Below are 25,962 nucleotides of genomic sequence, written 5' to 3' on the forward strand. Positions count from 1 at the left end.
CTTGGGTAACGGAGAGGACGCAGCCTTGGCCGTTAGCTGTCCGGCGCTCATTTGCCGATAGTCGCGTTCATGTTGCTAGCGAACTTCTCCGGAGTAATGGACTTCACGAACAACTGATCAATATTATTCAGCAGTGCTTCGGAGGCCACCGGGCTCAACGCCTGATCCCATGACTGCTGGAAGCTAGGGGCGTCCTTGCTGAGGTTGTATACGTACGTCAGGAAGTCCTTGTCCTCGCTGCTGGAGAATCGGTCTTCAATGCCGTTCACCACGGGAACGCTACCCGAGGCAATGTAGGCGTCGATTTCAGCGTCAGCCAGCAGCCCCTCAGTGAAGAACTTTTTGGCGGTTTCCTTCTCTTCATCACTTGCCTTAGCAGAGATGGAGAGGTAATTGGCCGGGTTTCCCACGGCATTTTTAGGATCGCCCTTGCCGCCTTCAACAGTGGGGAAATCCACCCAACCCAATTTGCCGTCCTGAACGAACCCGGCGCCGTCGTTCTTCATGCCACCGTAGGTCCAGCCACCATGGAGCATCATGGCAGCTTTTCCGGTGAACAAGAGTGCTTGATCGGCGTTGCTGTCGGCTGTGATGGAGGAGAAGCCCTTGATGAAACCATCTGCTGCGACGAGTTCTTGGATCTTGGTCAGGGCTTCAATGGCCGCCGGGTGTGACCAAGCGTCAGCCTTGTTGTTGAAGATATCGGTGAAGACTTCCGGGCCGCCCACGCGATCAAACATGTACTCGAGCCACATCATGGAGGTCCAGCGGGACTGTCCACCCAGTGATAGGGGAGCGACGCCCATGTCATTGAACGTCTTGACCAAGGACATGAGATCTGACCAAGTCTTGGGCGGCTGAGCGCCGGCCTTTTCGAACAGTTCCTTGTTGTAGTAGAAGATGATGGGCTGGACGGTGGTGGCGGGAATGCCGTAAATCTTTCCGTCAACGGTGGCAGCACCAAAGGCGGCTGCAAACAGGCGCTCCTTGACGTCCGGGTTCTCTTCAAACCAGCTAGTCAAATCTTCCACCTGGGAGGCTTCAGCGTAGGACTTCAAGATTCCGCCGCCCCATCCGTAAATGAGTGTGGGGGCCTGGCCAGCGCCGATAGCGGTCTTGATCTTGGTCTTGTAAGCGTCGTTCTGGAAGAACGTCACCTTGATGGTGTTGTCGGGATTGGCCTTGCCAAAAACATCGATTGAGGTTTGGCGGATGGTCTCGTTGGGATCGCCGCTGACGGACCACATGGATGCCCCGCCTCCACTGGATCCGGCGGGGCCGGAAGTACCGCAAGCACTGATGCCGACGGCGGCCAAGGGGACCAAGGCGGCTAGAGAAAGGAACGAGCGACGGGATGTGGGCTGGTGTTTCATCTTGTCTCCATTGAAAAGGGCCACTTTGGCCGGTTCGAAACATTTCGCAACTAATTCTGTATGCGTGACGAATCTAGCTGTGCTTCACCTCACACGTCAAGAGGTGGCGGTAATAATTTGACGGAAACCTTTTGTTGATGCACACTTCGAGGAGAAAAATATTTCGGAAATAAGGTGCGTTCATGGCTGCGAATACGCAGAAGAGTAAGCCCGTGTTGGCCACTGTGGCCGCAATGGCCGGAGTCTCCGCGCCCACCGTCTCCAAGGTGATTAACGGCCGCGATGACGTTGCTGCAGAAACGCGCGCCCGGGTTCAAGCTGTGTTGGATAAATTGGGTTATGAATCTCCCATGCAACGCCGAGCGCGGTCGACCGGACCGGCCATGGTGGACCTTGTCATTGACGGCATCACCACGTACTACCCGCTGGAAGTTCTCAGTGGAATCCTTGACTATGCCGCCGGCGAAGGCGTGGAAATTGTGCTGGGCCACGTCACCCCAGCCAGACTGCACAGCGCCAATCACGAAGAGTGGGCGCAGCGCATGGTGGAGTCTGGCCGAAAGGGCCTGATATTGGTGACCTCCGAGATCACGGCCAAATATCTGGAATCCTTTAGCCGCCGCAATATTCCTGTTGTTGTCATTGACCCTTTGAATCCGCCGCGTACGGGCATTGTCAGCGTTGGGGCGACTAATTGGGCTGGTGGAAAAGCCGCGACCGAACACCTCCTGGAGCTGGGGCACAAGCGCATCGCCTACATCGGCGGACCGGCAACGGCTGAGTGCAGCATTGCCCGCCAACACGGATACTTGGCAGCGCTGATGGGTAAGGGGATCCCCGCCCGGGCAGAATATATGACCAGTGGCGGGTTCTCACTCGACTTCGGAGTGATTGGCACACGGGAGTTGCTGGCGTTGCCCGAGCCGCCCACGGCCATCTTTGCCGGCAGTGATTCCACGGCACTGGGAGTCCTCGAGGAGGCGCGTAGGCAGGGGCTTAGGGTTCCCGAAGACCTCAGTTTGGTGGGCTTTGACGGCACCAGCCTTACTGAACAGACCTTGCCCCGACTTACCTCGGTGGCGCAGCCACTGAAGGAGATGGGACGGGCAGCTCTACGTTCGGTGCTGCGGCTGGCCAATGGCGAAACCCTTGATTCCGCGCACGTGGAACTTGCCACTCAACTGGTGGTGCGCGATTCCACCGCAGCGCCGAAGGCCTAAATCTGTTCTTCGCTGGAGCTGGTGATGGTGCTTGAGCTGGAGCTAGGGTGCACTCGATCTGAGTTCGATTAGGCCTAGGCGGCACGCACTTGCTAGTCCGCGGTGGCGCCCGGCTGTGCCCAAGCTTGGTCCGTGATGGAAATCTGCTCCGTCATGTCATCAAGGAAACGGATCACTACCTCGCGCTCTTCGGAGGTGAGTCGCGCGGCCGAGTAAAAGCGTTTTGACTGCTGACGGCCTACGGTGTCCATGGCGGCTTCGTGCGTTTTGGTGGTAATAGCAATGGCCAAGGCTCGGCGGTCACTGGGGTGCGGTGCCCGGGTGATGTGCCCCGCGCGTTCCAAGCGGTCCAACAATTTGGTGGTGGACGCCGTGGAAATTTTCAAGTGTGCGGCAATGGCTCCGGGGGTTGCTATGGTCCCGGTGTTGCTTGAAACAATGAGGTAGTGCAGGGCTCGCATGTCCGTCTGATTCAACTTCATGTACTTCAACGATGCATCGGAAAGTTGTTGTTCGGCTTCACGTAACCGTCCCAGTGCTGCCATGACAGCTCCTACGTGACGTACCTCTGCGGGGTCCATGGTGGAGCGGTCCACGAGCCTGCTTGCAGGGTCGCTGGAGTCGACGTCGTAGATGCTCGGTGGCAACAGTTTTTTTGCTGCCTCGGTACTTTCCATAGAAAGATTCTATCCTGCTACGGATATATCCGGCTCGGCTTTTTACATGTTAGGATATTTGCTAGCTAGGCTAGATGAAATTATGGCACGATCATGGAGAATACGGACATGAGTTCAGGACACAAGACAGCAACAAGAGGCGCGCACAAGCCGCCACGGTCCGTAGCTAGATGGCTACGGATTCTTCTGCCTTCGCTGCTGATCATTGTTTGGCTCGCAGGAGCTGCCGTGGGCGGGCCGTACTTTGGCCGCATTGGTGAAGTCTCCTCCAATGACCCCACAGCATTTTTGCCCACCTCCTCGGATGCCACCCAGGTCCAGAAAATCCTCACGGACTTCCGCGATTCGGACGAGATTCCTGCGATTGTGGTCTTTTCTGGGACGGAAAAGCTCACTGAGGACCAAATTCAGGGCATTTCGGCGGACGTTGAGTCCCTGGTAGAGATTGAAGGGGTTTCCGCGGATATTTCCCCGGCAATTCCCTCGGCTGACGGCATTGCGCTGCAGGCGTTCGTGCCCATCGAAGGTGACTCCGAGATAGCTGATGTGGTCTCTGAGGTTGGTGACACATTGCGGGCCACTGCGCCCGACGGCGTCAGCGTTCACGTCACCGGACCTGCCGGATTCACCGCGGATCTGTCCAACGGTTTTGCCGGTATCGATGGCATTCTGCTCGGTGTGGCACTGCTGGCCGTGCTGGTGATCCTGATTCTTGTTTACCGATCTGTGCTCCTGCCGGTGGCAGTGTTGGCCACCAGTCTGTTCGCGTTGTGCGTGGCGCTATTGAGTGTCTGGTGGCTCGCTAAGGCCGAAGTGTTCACCTTGAGCGGGCAAACTCAGGGGATTCTGTTTATTTTGGTGATTGGTGCGGCAACGGACTATTCGCTGCTCTACGTTGCCCGCTACCGTGAAGAACTGCGCACCACTCGCGATAAATGGGTTGCCACCGTGGCTGCCGTCAAGCGCTCCATTGAACCCATTGCCGCTTCCGGCGGCACGGTGATTGCCGGGCTTCTGTGCTTGCTGCTCAGTGACCTGAAGTCCAACAGCACCCTAGGGCCCGTTGCCGCTATTGGCATTGTCTTCGCCATGCTCTCGGCGCTAACCCTCTTGCCGGCATTGCTCTTTGCCTTTGGCCGCTCCGCCTTCTGGCCTCGCCGTCCCAAGTACGAGCCGGAAGTTGTTGCTGCCGAGCACGGCCAACCCTCCAAGGGTCTGTGGGTTAAACTGGCCCGCGTTATCAAGCGCCGCCCCCGGATCATCTGGGTTGTCACCACACTGATCCTGCTCGTGGGAGCCATGGGCGCCACACAGCTCAACGCCAGCGGTGTCCCGCAGTCTGACCTGGTGCTCGGTGCCTCCGAGGCTCGCGATGGTCAAGCTGTTTTGGGTCAGCATTTCCCTGGCGGTACCGGTAGCCCTGCACAGGTAGTTGTTCCGCAAGCCGAACTGCAGAAGACCGCTGATGTGCTGCTGGGTCTGGACGGAGTTGACGGTGTCACCGTTATTGCTGCCGACTCTCCCAGTGGTTCAGCTACGGTCACTGCTAGCGGCATCACTGCCTTTGGCCCTCCCGGTACACCTGCCCCTGTGCCCACTGTGGTTGACGGCAAGATCATGCTGCAAGGAACACTGACCGCAGCTGCCGATTCCGATGCTGCGGCAGATGTAGTTCTGAATTTGCGGGAGGCCCTCGATACGGCTGTACCGGATGCTCTGGTGGGTGGCGTTACTGCCACAGCCATTGACACCAACGTTGCCTCCATTCATGATCGCAACTTGATCATCCCCGTTGTCCTGGCGGTCATCTTGCTCATCCTGATGCTGCTGCTTCGTTCCGTGCTCGCTCCAGTCATCTTGATTCTGACCACGGTATTGTCCTTTGGTACGGCGCTGGGCGTTGCTGCGCTGGTCTTCAATGGCATCTTCAAGTTCCCAGGTGCTGATCCCGCGGTGCCACTCTTTGGATTTATCTTCCTAGTGGCTCTGGGTATTGACTACAACATCTTCTTGATGACTCGTGTCCGGGAGGAATCCCTCAAACACGGCACCCGTGACGGGATCATTCGTGGGCTGGTTATTACTGGTGGCGTTATTACCTCCGCCGGCTTGGTACTTGCGGCCACGTTCTCGGCACTAGCCGTGATCCCCATCCTGTTCCTGGCCCAGATCGCCTTTATTGTGGCCTTCGGTGTGGTTCTGGATACCTTCGTGGTCCGTTCGCTCCTAGTGCCTGCACTCACCTACGATATTGGCAAGAAGATCTGGTGGCCCTCCAAGCTGGGGCGCATGAGCGATGAAGAGGTAGCCAAGGCCGAGGCTGCTTCGAACCTCGCCGAAGACCGGGCTGCTGCCAAGGCTGCGGAGCAAGACGCGGCGTTGCAGCTTGGGAAGTAGCCTCGCTGGTTAGTTGCTGCCTGGTTGGATAGTGACCGAAGTACAAAAGATGGACAGCCCCTGGATTGATCGCCGGGGGCTGTCCATCTTTTATGTGGTTTCGTGACTGTGTCGCAGCTGCGGTGCCTTAGGGACGCGTATAAGCAAAGTTTTGTCAGACTCGACTTTGTTTATACGCAACCACACCCGGCGTGGTTGCGGTGCTGTGACTGTGCCGCAGCCGCCGTCCCCTGGGTTTGCGTATAAATAAAGTCTCCATAGCGTCCGACGGCGCTCGGGTGCGGTTGTGCGTGTTTAGATCAGACCGAGCTCTGCAAATGCGGTGGCGATGCCCAGTTCGCTGGGCCGCGGGGCTGTGCGGTCGGCGACGGTGAGTAGTTCAGGGGCGGAGCCTTCAATGGCCACACCGATGCCAGCGAACGCCAGCATTTCTAGGTCGTTTTGACCATCACCAAAGGCAATTGAGGCTGATTTGGGGATGTCGAAGTGGGCAATGACGGCAGCAACGCCGTCGGCCTTGGAGATGCCGCGCTGGAAAAGTTCGCCAGCGTGCGGGCCTTCAGTGGCGATGGAGTTGGCTACTACGTCGATTTCCGGGCCGATCTCGGCGATCAAATCAGCCATAAGGACGGGAGACTCGAACACGGAGATTTTCGCAAAGTTCAGATTGCTGCGATCCGTGAAGCTGGTGAGTGAGCCGATGATGGATGAGGATGCCGTGGGTTGATCTACCGGGGCGCTCGCGAAGTGCGCCGCAATATGGGCGCGAAGCCGGGCTTCGGCTGCTGCAGGCACCTGAATGGATTCTTGAGCCTCGAGAATGTACACGGCGTCGTGGGTGTCAAGAACATCCAAGGCGCGGGTGGCTAAATCTTCCGGGAAGGTGGCGTTGATGAGCACCTCGTCGCCTACTTGGACGTATGCGCCGGCACTCGCCACCACGCCGTCAAAACCGGCGCCCAAGATACTCTCGGGCAGCATGGGAAGCGGGCGTCCGGTGCAGATGAAGACCTTGTGACCTGCGGCTCGAGCCTGCTGGACAGCCTTCACGTGACCATCGGGGACAACGCCAAAATCGGCGTAGGTGCCATCAACGTCAAGGAAAATAGCGCGTGTGGTGTGTGCAGTAGCGAGAGGTTTGGCGTTCATGGTCACGGAGTCTACAGGGCCAGATGGTCTGAGGGTGACGGGGTGTTGCGCTGAGCGCCGGGCCAGGGGCCTTGAACCCCTACGCCAGAGATAGGAACAGTTTCTCCAGCTTTCCACTATCCAGTTCCTCGCTTTGGCCTGATGCCAGGCACTCCTTCAAGGTGCCTGCCACTAAACCAAAGCCAGCACGGTCAAGAGCCTTGCCGACCGCGGCCATCTGCATGACGATGTCCTCGCAATCGCGGCCCTCCTCAAGCATGCGAATGATGCCGGCCAATTGTCCGTTGGCTCGACGAAGCCGGTTGATGATCGGTTTTGAAGCTTCCTCAGATAATTGCATGATGCTCCTCGTGGCTCTAGTGGCAGCTGATGTCGTCTTGACAGCATACCCCTAGGGGTATGTACTCTGGAAACATCAGATACCCATGGGGGTATCCTCGAAGAGGAGACAAACGATGTGCCGTGCCGTGAAATGCCGTTCCTGTAACAAGACCACTTGGGCGGGCTGTGGTAATCATGTGGATGACGTTATGCGCCACATTCCTAAGGCGGAACGCTGCTCCTGCGACCTGAATGCGCCGAAGGCCCCTAAGGAAGCGAAACAAAATGCCGGTTGGTTCTCCAAGATCTTCGGCGGAAAGTAAAACACTGTGACCTCGAATCAATTGTGCGTCGTCATCGTCGGTGGTGTTGCCGGTGGAATGTCTGCCGCCACACGCCTGCGACGAAACGATGAACACGCCATCATCACTGTCTTTGAACGCGGCGAGCATGTTTCCTTCGCCAACTGCGGACTGCCCTATCACGTAGGGGGAGTCATTGCCGAGCGCGAGTCTCTGCTGCTGCAAAGCCCACTGTCACTGAAATCGCGTTTCAACATTGATGTGCACACGCGCCATGAGGTTACTGCCGTTAACGCAGCCCAGAAGACCGTCACGGTCCGCGACCTTGCCACGGGTGAGAACTTCGAGCAGGCCTACGATGCCCTCGTGTTATCTACCGGAGCGAAGCCCAGCCGGCCAGAAATTCCCGGTATTGAGCGTGCCCATAGTTTGCGCGACGTGGCCGATGTAGACGCCATCATGGCTGAACTGACGGCCATGGAAACCGGGTCCAGTGTGCCCCTGCATGCCGCGATTTTGGGCGGCGGTTTCATCGGTCTGGAACTGGCCGAAAATCTTGCCGTTCGCGGTGTGGAAGTGACCGTGCTGCAGTCCGGCCCGCAGATTCTGTCCCCGTTGGATCCTGAAATGGTCATACCCGTGATGGATCGCTTGGCGGCCAATGGCGTGAAGGTTCTCACCAATGCGCACACCGCCACCGTGGAGAAGTACGACATCCTCCTCAGCGATGGAACGCGGATCGCAGCGGATTTGGTGGTGACCGCTGTGGGCGTGCGTCCGGAAAGTTGGCTGGCGAAACAAGCTGGTTTGGTGGTGGGTGCTCAGGGGGGAGTGGTGGTGGATGATTCCCAGCGCACCAGCGACCCGTCCATTTATGCGGTAGGTGATGCGGCCCAAAAGCGCGACGCCGTTTCCGGTGAACCTACGCTGGTGCCTCTGGCACAAACAGCGAACCGGCACGGGCGTCTCGTCGCGGACGTCATTACGGGCAGGCCTGTGCAATCGGCCGCGGTCCTAGGCACCGCCGTCGTCGGTGTCTTTGGTCTGACGGCAGCCATGAGCGGTTGGAATGAGAAGCGTCTGCGAGCTGCCGGGCGGGCGTACCGCGCGATTCATACGCACCCTGCCAACCATGCCGGCTACTACCCGGGCGCCACACAAATGTCCCTGAAACTGCTGGTTGATCCGGTCACCGATGCCATTCTTGGCGTGCAGGGCGTGGGTGGAGACGGCGTAGATAAGCGCATCGACGTCATTGCAACAGCCATGCGCGCAGGCCTGAGCGCCAGCGAACTCGCTGATCTGGAGTTGGCCTACGCGCCGCAATTTGGCTCGGCAAAGGATCCTGTGAACATGCTCGGGATGATCGCCGATAATCTGGCTGCGGGCGTTGTGAGCACGGTGCAATGGCATGAACTCGCTGACGCCGTGGCTGCCGGGGCCCATATTGTGGACGTGCGCACAGCCAGTGAATTTGCCGCAGGGGCCATCGCGGGAGCAGTGAATATGCCGGTGGAGGAGCTGCGTGAACGCTACGGCGAATTGCCGACCGGGCCTTTGGTGGTCCACTGTGCTGTGGGTCAGCGCGGCAACACAGCGGCCCGGATTCTTGCGCATGTGGGCTTCACCGTCAGCAACCTCGACGGCGGATTCCTCACCTGGCACCGGGGCATGCGGGCCCAGATTTCGATGGGCACCATGGCCTTCGAAACGGGCACCCCTCGGGAAACCGCTAGCGTCGACGTGGCTGGCTAGCGCCGAAAAGCTGATCTGGGCAAAGCAAATTCTCCGTGTGAGACTTGAGTCATGACGAGCAAAGAGTTCACGATTGTGCACGAGACTGAGATTGAGGGAACGCCGGAGCAGGTATTTGAGGCCGCTCATGGTGGCACGTCCGGGTGGATGTGGCCCATGGAAATTGAGCCTAAGCTCGGTGGCGCAGGGCCGTTCGGAAGCACCGTCACTGTGTGGGACCCGCCGCACCACTACGCCAACCGCATGGATGGCGAGGACGGTTTCTTCAATCAGCTCGAGTTTAATATCTCCGAGATGCCGGATGGCCGCGCTTGGCTGCGGTATGTCCACCGCGGCGTTTTCTTCGAGAATTGGGACACTCAATACGCTGCCGCCGCGAAGCACACCGCCTTCTACCTGCACACCCTGGGCCAGTATGTGCAGTATTTTGCTGGTCGCCAAGCGGCGTTTGCGGATGTGCAAGGCCCCGCGGCGTCCTCTGCCTCTGACGCTTTTGACGCCGTTAAGGGTGCGCTGGGGATTCACGACGCCGGAGCTGGGGGACATCTTTCGCTCGCCATTGCGGGGGTGGGGACCGTTGATGCCGTGGTGGATTACCTCGATGAGAACTTCGTGGGTTTGCGTACCGAGGACGCCATGATCAGGTTCTTTGGGCGCAACGCCTTTGGTTCCGTGGTGGGCATGACGATCCACCTCTTTGGTGACGGTGCAGAGAGTGCAGCGGGCGCGGACGCTGAAGCGGCTGGCTCTGCCTGGGGTGCATGGTTGAACGGGCTATACAGCTAGGACTTTGGTGCCGGCGCCCAACATCGCTTTCGATGACGCCGAAGAGCACTAGCTGCCCAGCTTCAGGGCCGACCAGCCGCCTGTTCCAATCTGAGCCTTAGAACCCCAAGAGTTGCGCAGAATCGGGTAGTACAAGAGGTTGCCGGTGTTGGATCGAGCTAACACGCCGTAGCTGCCGGCGCTTGTGTGTCCGGCGATGCCGGAGAGATGGGCCATGGAGCCCCATCCGGTCCCCACCACCCGGCGGGTTTCACTGATGAATCCGCCGGCGCCATTGCCGCGGTAGAGCAGCAACTTTCCGGCCTTGGTGCGGGCCAGCAGATCCTGTTTCCGATCACCGTCAAAGTCGGCGGCAAGGATGGTCAAAGATCCCCACCCGATACCAATCTGCTGGCGTGCTCCGAACCGAGTGCCATCCAGATTAGGGTAGAGAAAGAGCGCTCCCGAGGTGCGGTTTTTCGCCACGATGGAGGGGAACACCGAACCCGATTTCCACTTCGTGATGACAACGTCGAAGGAGGCCCACCCTGAGCCGATCTTTTGTGCAGCTTTCAAAGTACCGTTGCTTTGGCCGAAGCTGACGGTGAGTCGGCCGTCGGCCCATACTGCTACTACGTCCTGGCGGGAGTCGTTGTTGTAGTCCACCACCGTTAGTTGCTGAACTCCGGCCCAGCCTGCGGAGATGAACTTGCTCTTCCACAAGTCACCGCCCTTGGCAGAGGGGTAGGCATACAAGTTGCCGACGGAGTTCACAGCAGCGATATCCCCTGCTGCAAAGGCCGGGCCAGCACTTGGCGCCGGCGTGGCCGGGGCTGGTTTGGTCGGCGCCGGTGTGGGTTTGGGAGCGGGGGTCGGTGCGGGAGAGGCCGGTTTACTTGGACCAGGCGTCGGCGTCGGCGTACTCGCCGGGTATCTCGCCAAGTTTCCGGCGACCACTGTCATGCCGCTCCAGCCGGCCTTGCTGGTCTTGACGTACCCCAGTCCAAAGTCAGTGAATCGCTTATCCATCAGCGCAGCACGGTGGCCGGGGGAGTTCATCCACCAGTCGACGATCTGTTCTGCCGTGTTGTTGATACCGATAATTTCCGAATACGTGTCAAAGCCGGCAGGGAGGATGGAGGTGCCGTAATCCGGACGATGCAACTTGGCCATATCCAGCTTGTCAGCGTTGATCTGGCCATTGAGCTTCAGAACCCACTCCTGCGACCCAGCGCTAATGGACGTATTCAGGATCAGCGGGGCTGCACCGTTTTGCGCCCGAAACGTGTTGGCCCTAGCCAGAACCTTCGCGACAAAAACGTCTTTGGCATTCGGGACATAGATGCCTGCCAGTGCCCGAGCGACAGGGGTTTTGGAGGGTGTGGTTGAGGCAGGGTCTGCCGTCATGATGGGTGAGGAGGAGGCAACGGCCGCCGCTGTTTCGCCAGGCTGAGGCGTTCCATCGGGCTGAGGCGTTCCATCAGTAGGATTCACCCCGGCCGGGCTCGGTTTGGCGCCGGTGGTGGCGGCAGAGGCGGCCGGTGAGGGATACGACGTCGTACTTGGGACAGCAAAGGGTGCGGCGGAAGCGGCAGATGATGGACTTGTGGGTGCCGGCGGGGATTGCGCCAAGGCAGGTGAGAGGCCCGAGGTCGCGAGGACGGCCGATGCCGCAATGGCGCACAACAGGGAAGCAATATTTCGGATGGTGTATCCCCCCAGGGACGGCGATGGATCGAGGCATCTTTGAGACAATGATGCTTTTTCATGATAGCCGCGCTGTCAATAGCGGCGTGGCGTACGTGATCTGGACCGTCAGAGTCGCGCAGTAAGTTGCATGCAGGCGGTGCGTGTGTGAGCGTGGACTTGGCGGCCCACACCCATGGCCGCGGCACTTGATAAAGCAAAGGGGCTTTCGTCATGACAACGCACACACCCACCACGTCCTCACCTGAGCACGCCGTGGTAGATCATCCCATGTGGGTAGGCGGCGAACCCGTCACCTCGTTGGGGGAGCAATGGCATCAGGTCCACAACCCGGCACGCCGCGAATCTGTGATTGCCCGGGTGCCAGCAGGCACGCTCGAGGATGTGGATCGGGCAGTCGTTGCCGCCCGCAAAGCCTTCCCAGCCTGGCGTGCGCTGCATTTCACGGCCCGCGCTCAAGCCTTGCTGGCCATCGCCGACGAACTCGAATCACGCATCGAGGAATTTGCCCAGCTCACCGCACTGGACACCGGCAACGCCTTGCGCACCCAAGCCCGGCCAGAAGCGAGCAATCTCGTAGCAATGTTTCGCTACTTCGCCGGAGTCGCCGGGGAAGTCAAGGGCAACACCCTCCCCGCAGGCGAGAACCAATTGCAGTACACCCGGCTGGAACCTCTCGGCGTGGTCGCGGCCATCCTGCCGTGGAACTCCCCGCTCATGATCGCCGCGTTCAAGGTCCCCGCCGCGCTCGCCGCCGGCAATACCGTGATCCTCAAGGCCGCCGAGGACGCCCCGCTCACTATTTTGTTGTTGGCCGAAGTCTGCAACAAGCACCTGCCCGCCGGCGTTCTCAACGCCTTGACTGGCAGCGGCTCGATCATCGGCGAGGCTCTAGCCCTGCACCCCGGCGTGGACAAAGTCTCCTTCACCGGATCGACCGCTGTGGGCCGGCGCGTGGGCGGCCAGGCAGGCGCCAGGCTGGCGCACCAGTCCCTGGAACTAGGTGGCAAGAACCCCTCCATCGTGTTCCCGGACGCGCTGTCATCTTCTTCTTCTTCGTCCGCAGCCACTTCGGCCGCCACTTCGGACGACGCGGACGACGACGAACTTTACTCAGGACTGCTGCTCGCCTCGCGCTTCACTCGCCAGGGGCAAAGCTGCACGGCCGGTTCGCGCCTATATGTGCATGAAAACATCTTTGATGAGGTGGTTGGAACGCTCAGTTCCCGGCTCGCCGCCCTGACGGTGGGCGATCCGCTGGATGAGGCCACCGATATGGGAGCCGTCATCAACGCCAAACAACATAGCGCCATCAGTACCTTCCTCGATGAGGGTCGCAGGACGCCGGGCATGAAAGCGGTGATCGGTGGCTCCGAACCATCCGAAGGGCCACTGACCGAAGGCTACTATCACCTGCCCACCCTGTTTACTGGAGCCCGCAACGATTTCAGGATTGCCCGAGAGGAAATATTTGGCCCCGTCCTGGTTGCCATTCCGTGGCGCACCGTTGATGAGGTGGTGGACATGGCGAACGACACCAACTACGGACTGGCCGCCTACATCTGGAGCCACAACCTCGATGATGCCCTCAATACCGCCCACCGCCTCGAAGCGGGCTGGGTACAGGTCAATCAGGGTGGTGGGCAAGTGCCGGGACAGTCGTACGGTGGCTATAAGCAAAGCGGCATTGGCCGGGAAGTCTCCCTCGAAGGGATGCTGGCTGGTTTCACCCAAACCAAGCAGATCAATGTGAAACTGCGTGGCACAGGTGCCTGAGGCTCAGGGGGACGGGCCGGTGGGGGAGCTGCCACTGGCTGGAATCAAGGTCATGGATCTGTCCCGCGCGCTCGCAGGCCCTTATGCGGCGTCATTGTTATCCGATATGGGTGCCACCATCATCAAAGTGGAGAGCATCAAGGGCGGGGATTCGGCCCGCAGTTGGGCGCCGTTCGACGGTGATCACTCCCTCTACTTTGACTCCGCCAACCGCGGTAAGAGCTCCATTGCCGTGGACTTTTATACACCGGCAGGGAAGAAAGTCCTCTGGGATCTGGCCGTTGCCAGCGATGTCCTCATTGAGAATTTCCGCCCCGGCGTCCTGAGCTCCACCGGTCTGGATCCGGAGCTTTTGCGCGCAGCCAACCCGTCGCTGATCATTGCCTCGGTCACGGGGTTCGGACCCACCGGCCCTTTGAGTCAAACGGCCGGTCTGGATCAGGTGGCGCAGGGGATGAGCGGTCTGATGTCAGTCACAGGTCTGGACGCCGAGCACATGTACAGGGTGGGCGTGCCCATTGTGGATCTGGTCACCGGCGTCTACACAGCCTTTGGAGTCGCCTCAGCCCTAGCCGGGCGCAGGGAGGGCGGGGCTGGGAGTGCTGTCTCGGCGTCGTTGTTGGAAACGGGGCTCTCGCTATCCGCCTTTCAGGGTCAGCAGTATCTGAGTACGGGGGAGGTGCCGGTGCCGCGCGGGAACAACCACCCGGTGCTTTCGCCGTACGGGGTGTTCAAGAGCGCCGATATTGAGCTGATCATCGCCGTGGGCAGTGAGAAACAGTGGGTGCAACTGTGCACGTTGCTGGGTGCGGCGGAGCTGGCGGAGCACCCCGATTACGCCACGAGCCGGCTGCGCACCGTGCATCGCGAGGCTCTGCGTGAGCTGATCGATGGGCTGCTGGCACGCCAGAGCGCCGCGCAATGGCTGTCCGAATTGCGGGCCGAGGGCATCCCCGCTGGCCCCATTTACAACTACGAGCAAGCGTTCGCTGACCCCCAGGTGCAGCATCTAAAGATGGTGCAGACGGTTCATCGCAGTGACGGATCCGCCCTGCCGCTGCTGCGGGGGCCGGTCTCGGTCAATGGCCGCGCGCCCATGGTGGCCAAGGCGCCGCCGGCACTCGGGCAGGACACCCTCGCCGTGTTGGAGGGACTGGGGTTGTCGGCGGAACAAATCGCCGGCTTGCTGGACGCTGGTGTGGTGTACGACGGCGCACCCACCTCCGCGCCCGTCGTCCAGGTGCGCCGTGGCTGAGCGGGGGAACGGAACGCTCAGGGTTGAACAGCTTGGTCCGGTGGCGTGGCTCATTATGGACAACCCGTCCATGCGAAACGCCATTACGCAGGAAATGTGGCAACAATTTCCGCCGCTGCTGGCAGAACTGGAAGTCGACGATTCCGTCAAGATAGTGGTGGTGCGCGGGGCCGGCGAACACTTTTCAGCCGGCGCAGACATTGCCTCCGTACAAAAGATCCTGCATAACCCGGCCACCGGACACCACGACGGCGGGGATGTCAGCGCCGCCGAGAACGCTCTTGCAGCGTTTCGCAAACCCACCATTGCCGCGATTGACGGCTACTGCGTGGGGGGAGCCTGGCAGATCGCCGGTGCGTGCGATATCCGGCTCGCTTCCAGCCGCGCTGTATACGGGATCACCCCGGCCAAGATCGGAATTGTGTATCCACTCTCCGGGATAAAGCGGCTCGTGGAACTGGCAGGCCCCGCCGCAGCCAAGTACCTGCTGCTCAGCGGCGACTTGGTGGACTCCGCGGAAGCGTTGCGGTTGGGGATGGCCACCAAGGTCTTGGCCGTGGACTCGTTATGGGATGAAGTGCATACCTACGCACTTCACCTAGCCGCGCGCTCGCAGTTCTCCGCGCAAGGACACAAGGCACTCATCAATGCGATGAGCTCAGGAGCCAGCGACGCGGAGGTGGAACAGCTCAGCGCTTATTGGCAAGGGCAGATGGCTATTAGCGATGACGCCGCGATCGGGGTGGGTGCATTCCTCGCCAAGGAAACCCCCGAATTCACGTGGTTGCGTCCGCGAGAAGACTGAGGAGAATAGCTGCGGCGCCACTCTTGCCAGCAAATCCTGATCCGCACTCGCCGGCCAAAACAACGGCTGCGCCCCGGAACCAATCTCCTTGAGGTTCCGGGGCGCAGCTTTTTGTTGGCCGCAGTGTCCCCAGTTTGCCCAAAAAAACTGGTGCAGTGACGCGAAACATGCCTCAATGCAAACTTTGCACTTGTGCAAAGTTTGCGGGAGTGCATAAAATGTAGTCATGCAAAAAACCACCACAGTGCCCCTGCGTGAGCGGAATCGCCTCGATACGTGGGCGCTGATTCACGACAAAGCCTCGGCCTTGGCGCTTGAAGAGGGCCTGACTAAAACCACGGTGGAAGCCATTGCCGATGCAGCTGGCATTTCCAAGCGGACGTTCTTCAACTACTTCGCAACGAAGGAAGACGCCATCATGGGGACCCAGCCACCCACACTCTCCGATGAGGCTGTGGCTACCTTCCGCGCAGGTGCAACTGCAGGTGCTGACGGTGACGGTGCTGATGGTGACCTTTTTGGCCGCACCGTTCGTCTGATGATCACGGTGATCCGCACCATGTTCCCGGAAGCTTCTCAGCAGGCTCGCCGCCAGGAGCTCAAGAGTAAGTATCCCGAACTCAGCCGCACCGTCCTGCAACACGTCAATGCCTCTGAACTCTTGGTCGAATCGATCTTGGAGGACCGCTACAACGACGCCGATGTTGCTATGGATCGTGCCAGCATTCCAGGTGGTCAAGAGGGAGCAAAGGCGTTGCTGATGCTGGCCGGAACCGCCGTGCGTTTTGTTTTTAGCCGTGACCCCGCAGCCGTCTCTCCAAACGAATCGAAGACTGTGGATGAATCAATTGAAATTTTCCGAGAGGCGATCAAAGCAACCTTATGAGCACCCCACAATTAGTTGAAACGCCTGTCGATCCAGGCGAAAAACGTAAGATTCTCCTCCTCTTCGTCGGCCTCATGGTCACGATGCTCTTGGCATCCCTGAACCAGACGGTGCTCTCGAGCGCCTTGCCCACCATGGTGGGTGAGCTCAACGGCGTCGAACATATGGCGTGGGCCATTACGGCCTTCATTCTGGCCTCAACCATCATGATGCCGGTCTACGGCAAACTCGGTGACTTGTTGGGTCGCAAACCCATGTTGCTCTTTGCGATCTCCATCTTCGGCGTGGGCTCAGTCATCGGCGCGCTGGCACCGGATATGAACACATTGATCGTGGCTCGCGTCATCCAGGGTCTCGGCGGCGGTGGCCTGATGATCCTCTCCCAGGCGACTATTGCCGACGTCATTCCTGCTCGTGAACGCGGCAAGTACATGGGTATCATGGGCGGCGTCTTCGCCTTTTCTTCTGTGGCCGGACCGCTGATTGGCGGCGGTTTGACCGAGGGGCCCGGCTGGCGCTGGACCTTTTGGATGAACATTCCGTTGGCAGCGCTGGCCATCATCGCCACCATCTTCTTGCTGCACGTACCCAAAGTGGTCCACACTTCACGCCCCAAGATTGATTACTTGGGCATGATGCTCATCGCCATCGCCACCACCGCTCTGGTGTTGGTAGGCACCTGGGGTGGTTCGCAGTACGACTGGAACTCCCCAGAAATCATTGGCTTGGCCATCATTGCCGTGGTTACCGGTGCACTGTTCGTGTTCGTGGAAAGCCGCGCCACCGAGCCGGTTATGCCGCTGATGCTCTTCAAGAGCCGCAACTTCAACCTCACCACGTTGGCCGGATTGCTGACAGGCATCGCCATGTTCGGCGCCATCGGTTACATCCCCACCTACCTGCAGATGGCCACGGGCTACTCCGCAACCGTCGCGGGTCTGTTGATGATCCCGATGATGGGCTGCATGCTGATTACCTCCGTGTTCGTGGGCCGCCACGTCTCCATCTCAGGCCGCTACAAGATGGCGCCCATTGTCGGTTCGGTGATCCTCGGCGTTGCACTGCTGCTGCTGGCTACGATCCACCCCGACAGCCCCATCTACCTGGTCTGCATCTACTTGGGCATCATGGGTCTTGGCCTCGGCGCCAGCATGCAAATCATGACACTCGTTGCGCAAAACTCCTTCCCGCTGAAGTTCGTGGGCACGGCCACCGCCGGGCAAAACTACTTCCGTCAGGTCGGTGCCACCCTTGGTTCGGCCGTGGTGGGTGCCATGTTCGCCAGTCGCTTGCAGGATCTTGTAGCCGAGAAAATCCCCGGTGGAACGGGCTCCGGCGGTGCCAGCTCCTTCACCCCGCACCTGGTCAATGGTTTGCCCGAGCCCATCAAGCTCCTCGTGATCGAGTCTTACAACGAGGCCCTGATCCCGCTGTTCCTGTTCATGGTCCCGCTGGCTGTCTTGGCCGCGATTGTGCTGTGCTTCGTGAAGGAAGTCCCGCTGGCCACCACCATTGACCGCGAATCCCCTGTTGACATCTCCACTTCTGAGATGGCTGACTTTGAGGCGGATGTCATCGCTACTGAGCTGAAGAACGACGCCGGACACGACGCTCATCTGACATCGGCACGTTCCGCCTCGCCCAAATAAGAAACGGACTCAGTTTCGTAGGGCGCCGTTTGAAAGTGCCCGTTCCAGTGCCAGTGTCACTGTCCCCGGAACGCTCTTGACTGTGGCGTTTGCCTGATGATGACCATCGGACAGCCGCCACAGCTGTGGTCTCTTCATGCCGCTCAGCCGTTGGTCAGGTACAGGCCGAGCCTGTGCTCAGGGTGGGTTGTAAGTGGGTTGTGAGAATCATCCCCGCTAGACTGAAATTAGTGAATAAATGCCGACGTAATTGAGGGTCTCTTGCCAGAATTTACTGCCCGATTTGCCACCGCCGCCGAGATCGCCGACTGGGATGCGAACGTCACCGCCAACCCCAATGGCGGCAATCTCCTGCAGTCTGCTGCCTTTGCCGCGGTGAAGAGAAACTACGGCTGGGACACCCAATTTTTGGCCTTCGAAGGTGCCGGTTACACCAGCTACAACCTGGTGTTGGAGAAATCCTTCCCGGTGCTGGGCCGCCTGTGGTATCTGATGAAGGGTCCAGATACAGTTGATGCAGCCCACGTTCCAGACATGTTGGAGGCTCTCCGAGCCTTTGTGAAACGGGCCAAGCTCAATGTGTTCGCAGCAAAAATTGAGCCGGACATCATTGACTCCGAAGAAGTCCGTGCCGTGTTCAACGCCGCTGGCCTGCTCAAGGTTGATGACCTGCAGCCCAACGATCACACCGCCATTTTGGACATCACCCCCGAATCCAACGAACTCCTGCGCAAACTCCATTCCCGCGGCCGGAACGCAGTACGCCGCGCCATCCGCGAAGGTGTGGAAGTAAGGCGAGCTGAACCCACTGACGAAACCATGAGGACCCTGTACGGGCTCATGGAAGGGACCTTCGAGGCGAAAAATGCCGGTAAGGCACGTGAGTTTGGCTACTTCCAGCAGTTCTGGAGCGAGTTCTGCAACCGAGGTCAGGGACAGTTCTTCTTTGTGTATGAGAACGATGTGCCGTCGGTTGGGGCCTTTGTCATCAACTACGGCGCCAAAGCCACGTACAAGGATGGTGGTTCACTGCAGAAGCGATCGCAGTACGGCGACTCGCACCTGATCCAGTGGGAAGCCATTTTGGACATGAAGGAGCTGGGTGCGGTGGAATACGATTTCTGTGGCACGCCGCCGTCGGACCGGCTCAAAGACCCCACCCACCCGCACCATGGGTTGGGACTGTTTAAGACCAGCTTCACTAAGACGGTGACGGATTTCATCGGCTGCTGGGATCTGCCTTTGTCGCCCTTGAAGTACAAGATCTGGACTACGGTGGGTGAGCGGGTAGCTCGGCAGCTATATGTACGCCGAACTGGTCAAAAGTTTTACTAGACATCATGAGCCGCAACAGCAGTAGCAAGAATCAACATGTTAGAAAGGTGACTTGTGGGAGTTGAGCGCAGGAATCCGGTCTCGAGGGACGTGCCAAAAAACGAGGCTGTGACCCCGGCGCAGGCAAGGGCGAACGCCTCAGCTAAACGCATGCTGCGCAGACTGGTGCAGGGGGAAACTCCGCCCACTGCGCCCATGCAGATTGTTGATCGGCTGGCAGGGAGTCCTTATGCCAACTTCACCATTCAGGTGGGCAAGGCTGAAGAATCGGCCCGGAAGACCATTGATTTCGCCCTGCGACTGGCCGAAACCATGTTCCGTTATGGAGCCGGTGCCCTTGAAGTGGAGACCAGCATCATCGCCGTCACCGCGGCACTGGGTCTGCGGAACATCGAAGTAGACATCACCAACCAGTCGGTCATCATCAACTATGCCCCGCGCGATGCGGTGCCGATTACACTGTTGCGCGTTGTTCGGTCCTGGACTAACAACTACGCCGGTCTGGTGGAAGTTCACGAACTGGTCACAGACATTGCTGGCGGAGGAGTCAGCCGCGATGAGGCCTACCGGCGTCTGGATGTCATCATCAAGAAGCCCAAGCCGTTCCCGCGGTGGATGGTTTCTTTTGCCGAAGCCGTATTTGCGGCCGCAGTGGTGGGCGTGATCGGTGGCACTGGATTTGGCATGGGCGTTGCCTTTCTCACCATTTTGGCTGCCAGTCAGACCTCGCGTGTGTTGAGCAAATGGCGAGTCCCGGACTTCTTTGTCACGGCCATCAGCTCCTTCCTCATCACCATCGTTGCTTTGCTGTGTTTCATAGCGCAGGTGCCGCTGAGTCCATCGGTGGTGGTGGCTGGCGGAATCCTGTTGATGCTGCCCTCAGGACGATTGGTCTCGGCGGTCCAGGATGCTATCAATGGCTTCCCGGTCACGGCTGCCGGACGTTTCCTCTCAGCCTTCCTATCCTTTGGTGCCATTGTGGCTGGTATTTCCGTGGCGTTGGTGACAGGTGCCGTGTTTGGGGCTGAACGGCTCAATGTGGCCGAAACTATCACCGGTACCCTGCCCCTGTTCTGGGTGTTGGCCTTGGTGGCGCTGGCTACGGTGGCCATTTGTATTGCCGAGCAGACTGCCGTGCGCCTGCTGCTACCTACCGTGGTGGTGGCCTTGGTTGGTTACGTGGTCTACCACTTCGGCATGGAGTTGGGTCTGGGTGGTCGGTTCGCCCCAGCAGTCGCCGCCGTGGTGATCGGCATGCTGGCCCGCATCATCTCGCTGCGCCTCGGGGCCCCGCAACTGGTTGTGGCCGTTCCCTCGATCATCTTCTTGCTCGTGGGACTGTCCATCTTCCGCGCCATGTTCGTCATGACGCTCACCCCGGAAGATTCAGTCACTGGCGCCGTAGGGATCTTCAACGCCTTGATCGTCATTTTGGCGGTTGCCGCGGGTGTGGTGCTGGGCGATAACGCCGCCCGACCCTTCACACGCAGCAATGGTCAGAAAGACCGACGCCGCAACCGTCGCCGGTAACTGGCAGGTAACTGGCAGTGGCTCGGCGGCCCTGTGGATCGGCGGCCCAGCGCCCTGCGGTCCAGCCGGGCATCCCTCGCGAGCAGTAAGATTTTCCCGCTCGTCCCTCGCGAGCAAAATCCATCCTCGCTCCGGGACGCCCGGCTGAACCTCCGGGTGTACCTCTGGCGACCCCCAACCGACCTTTATTAGTTACAGGATCTGGCCGATCGGCTCGCGCTTTTCGGCTTGGAAGTTATCTTCGGTGCGTCCGTAGGCCCAGTAGCCCGAAAGCGAAACTTGTGAGCGATCCAGGCCGCGCTGCTTAAACAGCAGGTCTCGCAACCTCTTCATGTATTCGCGTTCTCCGTGAACAAAAGCGTGAACGGTGCCTTCGGGCCAGGGGCCGTTGGCTACTGCGTCGTGTAAGACCGTGGTCTCCGCGGGGCTGGCTCCTTCGCGGAAGACCCACGTGAGCTCAACGCCGTCGGGCTTGTTGATGGGCTGGATATCAGCGGCCGTATCGACCTCAACGTAGGCGTGGCCCTTGGCGTCTGCGGGCAATGATTCAATGGCCGCAGCGATGGCTGGCAGGGCGGCTTCGTCGCCGGCGAACAGGTGCCACTCGGCGTCGAGGTTGGGGGTGTAGGCGCCTCCTGGGCCGGAGAAAATAATGGTGTCGCCAGGGGCGGCTGCGGCTGCCCACGGACCGGCCAGACCGGAATCGCCGTGCAACACAAAGTCAATGGCAAGCTCCTGCGCGGCCATATCCACCCAGCGGACGGTGTAGGTGCGCGTCACGGGCCACTGCTCGCGCGGCAGCGTCTCGCGCAATGCCGCCACATCCACCGGATGGGTGTAGTCAATGCCGGGGTGCAGGAAGAGGATCTTCACGTACATGTCCGTGGCGGTTTTGGGCTCAAAAGCGGCCATCCCGGGCCCGCCAGCCACGATCCGCACCATGTGCGGGCTGAGCATTTCCCGGCGCAGCACTTGCAAAGTGTGCTGGACGCGGGGCTTTCGGTCTCGTTCAGCAGGGCGGGAAGCGGCGGTATTCGTTGTCACGATGAGCTCCTAGGTGCCGGGCGCTGGCCCGCGTGTTGAGCGAAATAATAACGCAAAGTTAGCTTGTCCTAATAAGTCTAGGTCATTGCGGCAGTGCCCAATCGATGGGGGAGACGCCTTGCGCTAGCAGCTGATCATTGACACGGCTGAAGGGTTTGGAGCCAAAAAACCCGCGCGAGGCCGACAACGGACTGGGATGCACCGATTCAATCACGGCCGTCCCTTCCAGCAACGGGGTTAACTTCTGGGCATCCTTGCCCCACAGCACGCTCACCAACGGCTTCTTGCGTGCGACCAGGCTGCGGATGACTGCTTCGGTGACCTCTTCCCACCCACGACGCCGGTGCGATCCTGCCGCACCCGGCGCTACCGTGAGCACCCGGTTCAGCAGGAGGACACCCTGCCGGGACCAGGCGCTGAGGTCCCCATGAATGGAGGGTGGGATGCCCATATCAGTGGCGAGTTCTTTGTAAATGTTGTTCAGGCTGCGGGGGAGCGGGCGCGTTGATTTGTCCACGGAAAACGCCAGACCCACCGAATGCCCGGGCGTGGGATAAGGGTCTTGGCCCACAATCAAAACTTTGACCTCTGATAGTGGGGTGCTCAAGGCTCGCAACACCTGGGTGGGTTGGGGCAGGAAGCGGGTGCCGGCGTCGTACTCGTCTTCAAGCATGGAACCTAGCTCACGCAGGGCGGGTTCTTGCGGGGTTAGTGCCGCAGCCCAATCGGGGGCCATCTGCGAGAGTGGATCGGATTTCAGGGAAGCAAGGGCCTGCAATTGAATTGCGTCCCAAGGAGGCGGGGCTGGCAGGTCGAAGAGACTGGGTGCGCTGTCCATAGTGTCCATTGTGGGCCATTTTGAGCCAAGGTGAGAGCGGGGTGGCGCGCGGTTGATTCCTCCACAGGCAGAGGCCGCGCTCGAGTTATCCAGCTGATCCCAAATGACAGGGATGTGATTCACCCATATCATTGACAGTGCGGGCCGAGAATTGCGGCCCTGTTGAGGATGAGAAATGGAGGAATGTTGTGGCCGGAGCAATTCAACACGAGCACAGTTCCGTGGACCATGCCGCAACCCCGGAAGCATCAGAAACTTCAGCGACTTCAGCAACTTCACATGTGCAGGCAACGCCGGATGAAGTGGCGGGATTGAGCGCGCGTGAGCAGAAGATGCTGGACTTGGAACGCCAATGGTGGAAGTATGCCGGCGCCAAGGAACAAGCCATCCGGGAGCTATTCGATCTCTCAGCGACCCACTATTACCAAGTTTTGAATGCGTTGATCGACACGGAAGCCGCGCTGGCCTATGACCCCATGCTGGTCAAACGGTTGCGTAGACTACGTACGTCGCGGCAACAAGCCCGATCCGCGCGCCGGCTCGGGAATTGATGCACGGCGCCACCGCACATAATCACCGCCGCTCCCACCGGGCTGTACCCACAAGGATGACACTGCACAATGAGTAATTACCCGCGGGATGAATTCGACGCTATCGAGGAGAACTCGGCACGCCACGGCGTCCACCGCGCCTCGATTGCTCCCCAGCGGCGCTCCCTGATTCCCTTGATGGTTGTGGGCATCGTTGTACTGGTTGTGGGGCTGCTGGCCTTTTTCGTCATGCCGAAGATGCTCAATAACACCACCACCCCCCCGCCTGTCGCGGTAAGTGAGACCACCACGGCGCCATCGAGCGCCACGTCGGCTCCTCCCACTACTCCAGCACCCTCTACCGCTCCTGTGGAAACCCCCACGCCGACTCCTTCTGCGGAGCCGACCCCCGAATCGGTAGTTGATAAGAGCTTCCCCGTGGCTGTCTACAACGCCACCGGCCTACCTGGCCTGGCCGGAAGTTACGCAGGCCGTGTTCAGGCCGAGGGATGGACGGTCTCGGAGTCCGCCAACTGGAATGGTCAGCCGCAGGTTTCTTCGAGCATCATCTATAGCGGTATCGAGCAGAAGGCGAACGCAGAGGAGCTGAGTGCGTTGCTAGGCATCCCGGCAATTGCTGAGTCTAACGAGTTTGGTATACCCCTAATGGTCATTTTGGGCCCGGGAGCCTAGACAGCTGGCGTTCGCCGCAAGCTCATAGTGACGCCCCCGCTTGCACTCTGTGGAGTCGAGTGCTAATTATTGAGTTAGCACTCTGAGGTGGCGACTGCTAGTTTCTAGTCGTTTTGCCGCCGTCGGAGTATTGACCTTTCCTCACTTGGCGAGGGTTCGCCGCTGTTGTAACTAGATCAGCAGTGGCTTATCCGTCCGTCGCGGGCGCCTTGCGAGGAAACAAAAAATCGTAAAATGACTGTCCCGAAAGGACTGAAGCCTCCATGGCCAAGCTCATTGCATTTGATGAAGAGGCACGCCGCGGTCTTGAGCGTGGGTTGAACATCCTCGCCGACGCTGTCAAGGTAACCTTGGGCCCGCGCGGTCGCAACGTTGTTCTCGAAAAGAAGTGGGGCGCCCCCACGATCACCAACGATGGTGTATCCATCGCCAAGGAAATTGAACTTGACGATCCCTATGAGAAGATCGGCGCCGAGCTGGTCAAGGAAGTCGCCAAGAAGACTGACGACATCGCAGGCGACGGCACCACCACAGCCACCGTCCTGGCTCAGGCTCTGGTCAAGGAAGGCCTGCGCAACGTAGCTGCCGGAGCTGATCCGCTGTCCCTCAAGCGAGGCATCGAGAAGGCTGTTGCAGCCGTCATCGAGCAGTTGCTGGCCTCCGCCAAGGAGATCGAGACCAAGGAAGAGATCGCCGCTACCGCGTCCATCTCCGCTGGCGATCCCGAGATTGGTGCTCTCATTGCTGAAGCCTTGGATAAGGTCGGCAAGGAAGGCGTCATCACCGTCGAGGAGTCCAACACCTTCGGCTTGGAGCTTGAACTCACCGAAGGCATGCGCTTCGACAAGGGTTACATCTCCGCTTACTTCGTCACCGACACCGAGCGTCAGGAAACGGTCCTCGAGGACCCGTACATCCTGATCGTGAACTCCAAGATCTCCAGCGTCAAGGACCTTGTTGCAGTTCTGGAAAAGGTAATGGCTTCCAACAAGCCGCTGCTGATCATCGCCGAAGACATTGAAGGCGAAGCACTGGCAACACTGATCGTGAACAAGATCCGTGGCCTGTTCAAGTCCGTCGCCGTCAAGGCTCCGGGCTTCGGCGACCGTCGCAAGGCTCAGCTCTCCGACATCGCCATCCTCACCGGTGGCCAGGTCATCGCTGAAGAAGTAGGCCTCAAGCTGGAAAACACCACGCTTGACCTGCTGGGCAAGGCTCGCAAGGTTGTTGTCACCAAGGACGAGACCACCATTGTTGATGGAGCCGGCGACGCCGATGCCATCGCAGGTCGCGTTGCACAGATCCGTGCCGAGATCGAAAACTCCGATTCCGACTACGACCGCGAGAAGCTGCAGGAACGTCTGGCCAAGCTGGCCGGCGGCGTTGCAGTTATCAAGGCCGGTGCCGCAACCGAAGTTGAGCTCAAGGAACGCAAGCACCGCATTGAAGATGCCGTGCGTAACGCCAAGGCTGCTGTTGAAGAAGGCATCGTCCCCGGCGGTGGCGTTGCTCTGATCCAGGCTGGCGTCACAGCATTCGATTCCCTGAACCTGACCGGCGACGAAGCAACAGGCGCCAACATTGTGCGTGTTGCCATTGACGCTCCGTTGAAGCAGATTGCCATCAATGCAGGGCTCGAGCCCGGCGTTGTTGTGGACAAGGTCCGCTCACTGCCCACCGGCCACGGCTTGAACGCTGCAACCGGCGAGTACGAAGACCTGCTGGCAGCCGGCGTCAACGACCCGGTAAAGGTGACCCGCTCTGCACTGCAGAACGCGGCTTCCATTGCTGCATTGTTCCTCACCACCGAAGCCGTTATTGCTGATAAGCCTGAAAAGGCTGCTCCGGCTGGCGGCGGCGGAGACGACATGGGCGGCATGGGCGGTTTCTAACCCCTCCGCTTTTCTCTAGCAAGAAAAACACCTCTGCCCTCGGGCAGGGGTGTTTTTCTTGCT

Annotated in this window: 21 protein-coding genes; 14 read left to right on the forward strand and 7 right to left on the reverse strand. The window is 59.6% G+C overall.

Features of this window, described 5'->3' with window-relative positions; genetic code table 11:
• Positions 1-47: 47 nt before the first annotated feature.
• Positions 48-1,373: an extracellular solute-binding protein gene (locus tag ACX80D_RS06145; protein WP_459321762.1), complete on the reverse strand. Its 1,326-nt coding sequence runs from the start codon at positions 1,371-1,373 to the stop codon at positions 48-50.
• 182 nt (positions 1,374-1,555) lie between these two features.
• Between ACX80D_RS06145 and ACX80D_RS06150 the strand changes: the two genes are divergently transcribed.
• Entirely contained in the window at positions 1,556-2,593 is a 1,038-nt protein-coding gene (locus ACX80D_RS06150) for a LacI family DNA-binding transcriptional regulator (protein ID WP_459321763.1), read from the forward strand.
• A gap of 92 nt (positions 2,594-2,685) precedes the next feature.
• On the opposite strand, the gene ACX80D_RS06155 is transcribed toward ACX80D_RS06150, so the two are convergent.
• Complete coding sequence (locus ACX80D_RS06155; RefSeq protein ID WP_459321764.1) at positions 2,686-3,270, reverse strand: MarR family winged helix-turn-helix transcriptional regulator; 585 nt, start codon at positions 3,268-3,270, stop codon at positions 2,686-2,688.
• A 108-nt stretch (positions 3,271-3,378) separates the two neighbouring features.
• Here ACX80D_RS06155 and ACX80D_RS06160 point away from each other — a divergent pair, with 108 nt between their 5' ends.
• Positions 3,379-5,667, forward strand: a complete 2,289-nt coding sequence (locus ACX80D_RS06160; RefSeq protein WP_459321765.1) for an MMPL family transporter — start codon at positions 3,379-3,381, stop codon at positions 5,665-5,667.
• Between the two features lie 294 nt (positions 5,668-5,961).
• Here ACX80D_RS06160 and ACX80D_RS06165 read toward each other — a convergent pair whose 3' ends face one another.
• Both ACX80D_RS06165 and ACX80D_RS06170 read right to left on the reverse strand, forming a co-directional pair.
• Positions 5,962-6,816 (reverse strand): HAD-IIB family hydrolase, encoded by an 855-nt coding sequence (locus ACX80D_RS06165; protein WP_459321766.1) that lies wholly within the window; start codon positions 6,814-6,816, stop codon positions 5,962-5,964.
• Positions 6,817-6,895: 79 nt separating this feature from the next.
• Entirely contained in the window at positions 6,896-7,156 is a 261-nt protein-coding gene (locus ACX80D_RS06170) for a metal-sensitive transcriptional regulator (protein WP_459321767.1), read from the reverse strand.
• Between the two features lie 310 nt (positions 7,157-7,466).
• Here ACX80D_RS06170 and ACX80D_RS06175 point away from each other — a divergent pair, with 310 nt between their 5' ends.
• Complete coding sequence (locus tag ACX80D_RS06175) at positions 7,467-9,194, forward strand: FAD-dependent oxidoreductase (RefSeq protein ID WP_459321768.1); 1,728 nt, start codon at positions 7,467-7,469, stop codon at positions 9,192-9,194.
• 51 nt (positions 9,195-9,245) lie between these two features.
• Positions 9,246-9,980: an SRPBCC family protein gene (locus tag ACX80D_RS06180; protein ID WP_459321769.1), complete on the forward strand. Its 735-nt coding sequence runs from the start codon at positions 9,246-9,248 to the stop codon at positions 9,978-9,980.
• 48 nt (positions 9,981-10,028) lie between these two features.
• On the opposite strand, the gene ACX80D_RS06185 is transcribed toward ACX80D_RS06180, so the two are convergent.
• On the reverse strand, positions 10,029-11,714 hold the full coding sequence (locus tag ACX80D_RS06185; protein ID WP_459321770.1) for a CAP domain-containing protein: 1,686 nt from the start codon (positions 11,712-11,714) through the stop codon (positions 10,029-10,031).
• Positions 11,715-11,879: 165 nt separating this feature from the next.
• Between ACX80D_RS06185 and ACX80D_RS06190 the strand changes: the two genes are divergently transcribed.
• From ACX80D_RS06190 to ACX80D_RS06220, 7 genes are all read left to right on the forward strand, one after another.
• A complete protein-coding gene (locus tag ACX80D_RS06190; protein WP_459321771.1) occupies positions 11,880-13,442 on the forward strand; it encodes an aldehyde dehydrogenase family protein in 1,563 nt (520 codons plus the stop codon).
• Positions 13,426-14,697 carry a CaiB/BaiF CoA transferase family protein gene (locus ACX80D_RS06195; protein ID WP_459321772.1) on the forward strand — a complete coding sequence of 424 codons (1,272 nt, stop codon included), beginning with the start codon at positions 13,426-13,428 and terminating at the stop codon, positions 14,695-14,697. The genes ACX80D_RS06190 and ACX80D_RS06195 overlap by 17 nt, the downstream gene beginning before the upstream one ends.
• Positions 14,690-15,502 carry an enoyl-CoA hydratase/isomerase family protein gene (locus ACX80D_RS06200; RefSeq protein WP_459321773.1) on the forward strand — a complete coding sequence of 271 codons (813 nt, stop codon included), beginning with the start codon at positions 14,690-14,692 and terminating at the stop codon, positions 15,500-15,502. Before ACX80D_RS06195 ends, ACX80D_RS06200 begins: the two co-directional genes overlap by 8 nt.
• A gap of 226 nt (positions 15,503-15,728) precedes the next feature.
• Positions 15,729-16,388, forward strand: a complete 660-nt coding sequence (locus tag ACX80D_RS06205; protein ID WP_459321774.1) for a TetR/AcrR family transcriptional regulator — start codon at positions 15,729-15,731, stop codon at positions 16,386-16,388.
• Entirely contained in the window at positions 16,385-18,037 is a 1,653-nt protein-coding gene (locus ACX80D_RS06210) for an MDR family MFS transporter (RefSeq protein ID WP_459321775.1), read from the forward strand. Before ACX80D_RS06205 ends, ACX80D_RS06210 begins: the two co-directional genes overlap by 4 nt.
• Before the next feature lie 261 nt (positions 18,038-18,298).
• On the forward strand, positions 18,299-19,372 hold the full coding sequence (locus ACX80D_RS06215; protein ID WP_459321776.1) for a lipid II:glycine glycyltransferase FemX: 1,074 nt from the start codon (positions 18,299-18,301) through the stop codon (positions 19,370-19,372).
• Positions 19,373-19,567: 195 nt separating this feature from the next.
• Complete coding sequence (locus ACX80D_RS06220) at positions 19,568-20,902, forward strand: threonine/serine exporter family protein (RefSeq protein ID WP_459321777.1); 1,335 nt, start codon at positions 19,568-19,570, stop codon at positions 20,900-20,902.
• 192 nt (positions 20,903-21,094) lie between these two features.
• On the opposite strand, the gene ACX80D_RS06225 is transcribed toward ACX80D_RS06220, so the two are convergent.
• Both ACX80D_RS06225 and ACX80D_RS06230 read right to left on the reverse strand, forming a co-directional pair.
• The gene (locus ACX80D_RS06225) at positions 21,095-21,949 is read right to left on the reverse strand and encodes a siderophore-interacting protein (protein WP_459321849.1); all 855 of its coding nucleotides are present in this window, start codon (positions 21,947-21,949) and stop codon (positions 21,095-21,097) included.
• Positions 21,950-22,028: 79 nt separating this feature from the next.
• Positions 22,029-22,784 carry a uracil-DNA glycosylase gene (locus ACX80D_RS06230; protein WP_459321778.1) on the reverse strand — a complete coding sequence of 252 codons (756 nt, stop codon included), beginning with the start codon at positions 22,782-22,784 and terminating at the stop codon, positions 22,029-22,031.
• Between the two features lie 281 nt (positions 22,785-23,065).
• On the opposite strand from ACX80D_RS06230, the gene ACX80D_RS06235 reads away from it, so the two are divergent.
• The 3 genes from ACX80D_RS06235 to groL all read left to right on the forward strand — a co-directional run bounded on the left by ACX80D_RS06235 (position 23,066) and on the right by groL (position 25,899).
• Complete coding sequence (locus ACX80D_RS06235; protein WP_459321850.1) at positions 23,066-23,335, forward strand: DUF3263 domain-containing protein; 270 nt, start codon at positions 23,066-23,068, stop codon at positions 23,333-23,335.
• 69 nt (positions 23,336-23,404) lie between these two features.
• Complete coding sequence (locus tag ACX80D_RS06240) at positions 23,405-24,007, forward strand: LytR C-terminal domain-containing protein (RefSeq protein ID WP_459321779.1); 603 nt, start codon at positions 23,405-23,407, stop codon at positions 24,005-24,007.
• A gap of 263 nt (positions 24,008-24,270) precedes the next feature.
• Positions 24,271-25,899, forward strand: a complete 1,629-nt coding sequence (gene groL, locus ACX80D_RS06245; protein ID WP_459321780.1) for a chaperonin GroEL — start codon at positions 24,271-24,273, stop codon at positions 25,897-25,899.
• Positions 25,900-25,962: the final 63 nt, after the last annotated feature.

This window comes from Arthrobacter sp. Sr24, assembly GCF_054511175.1.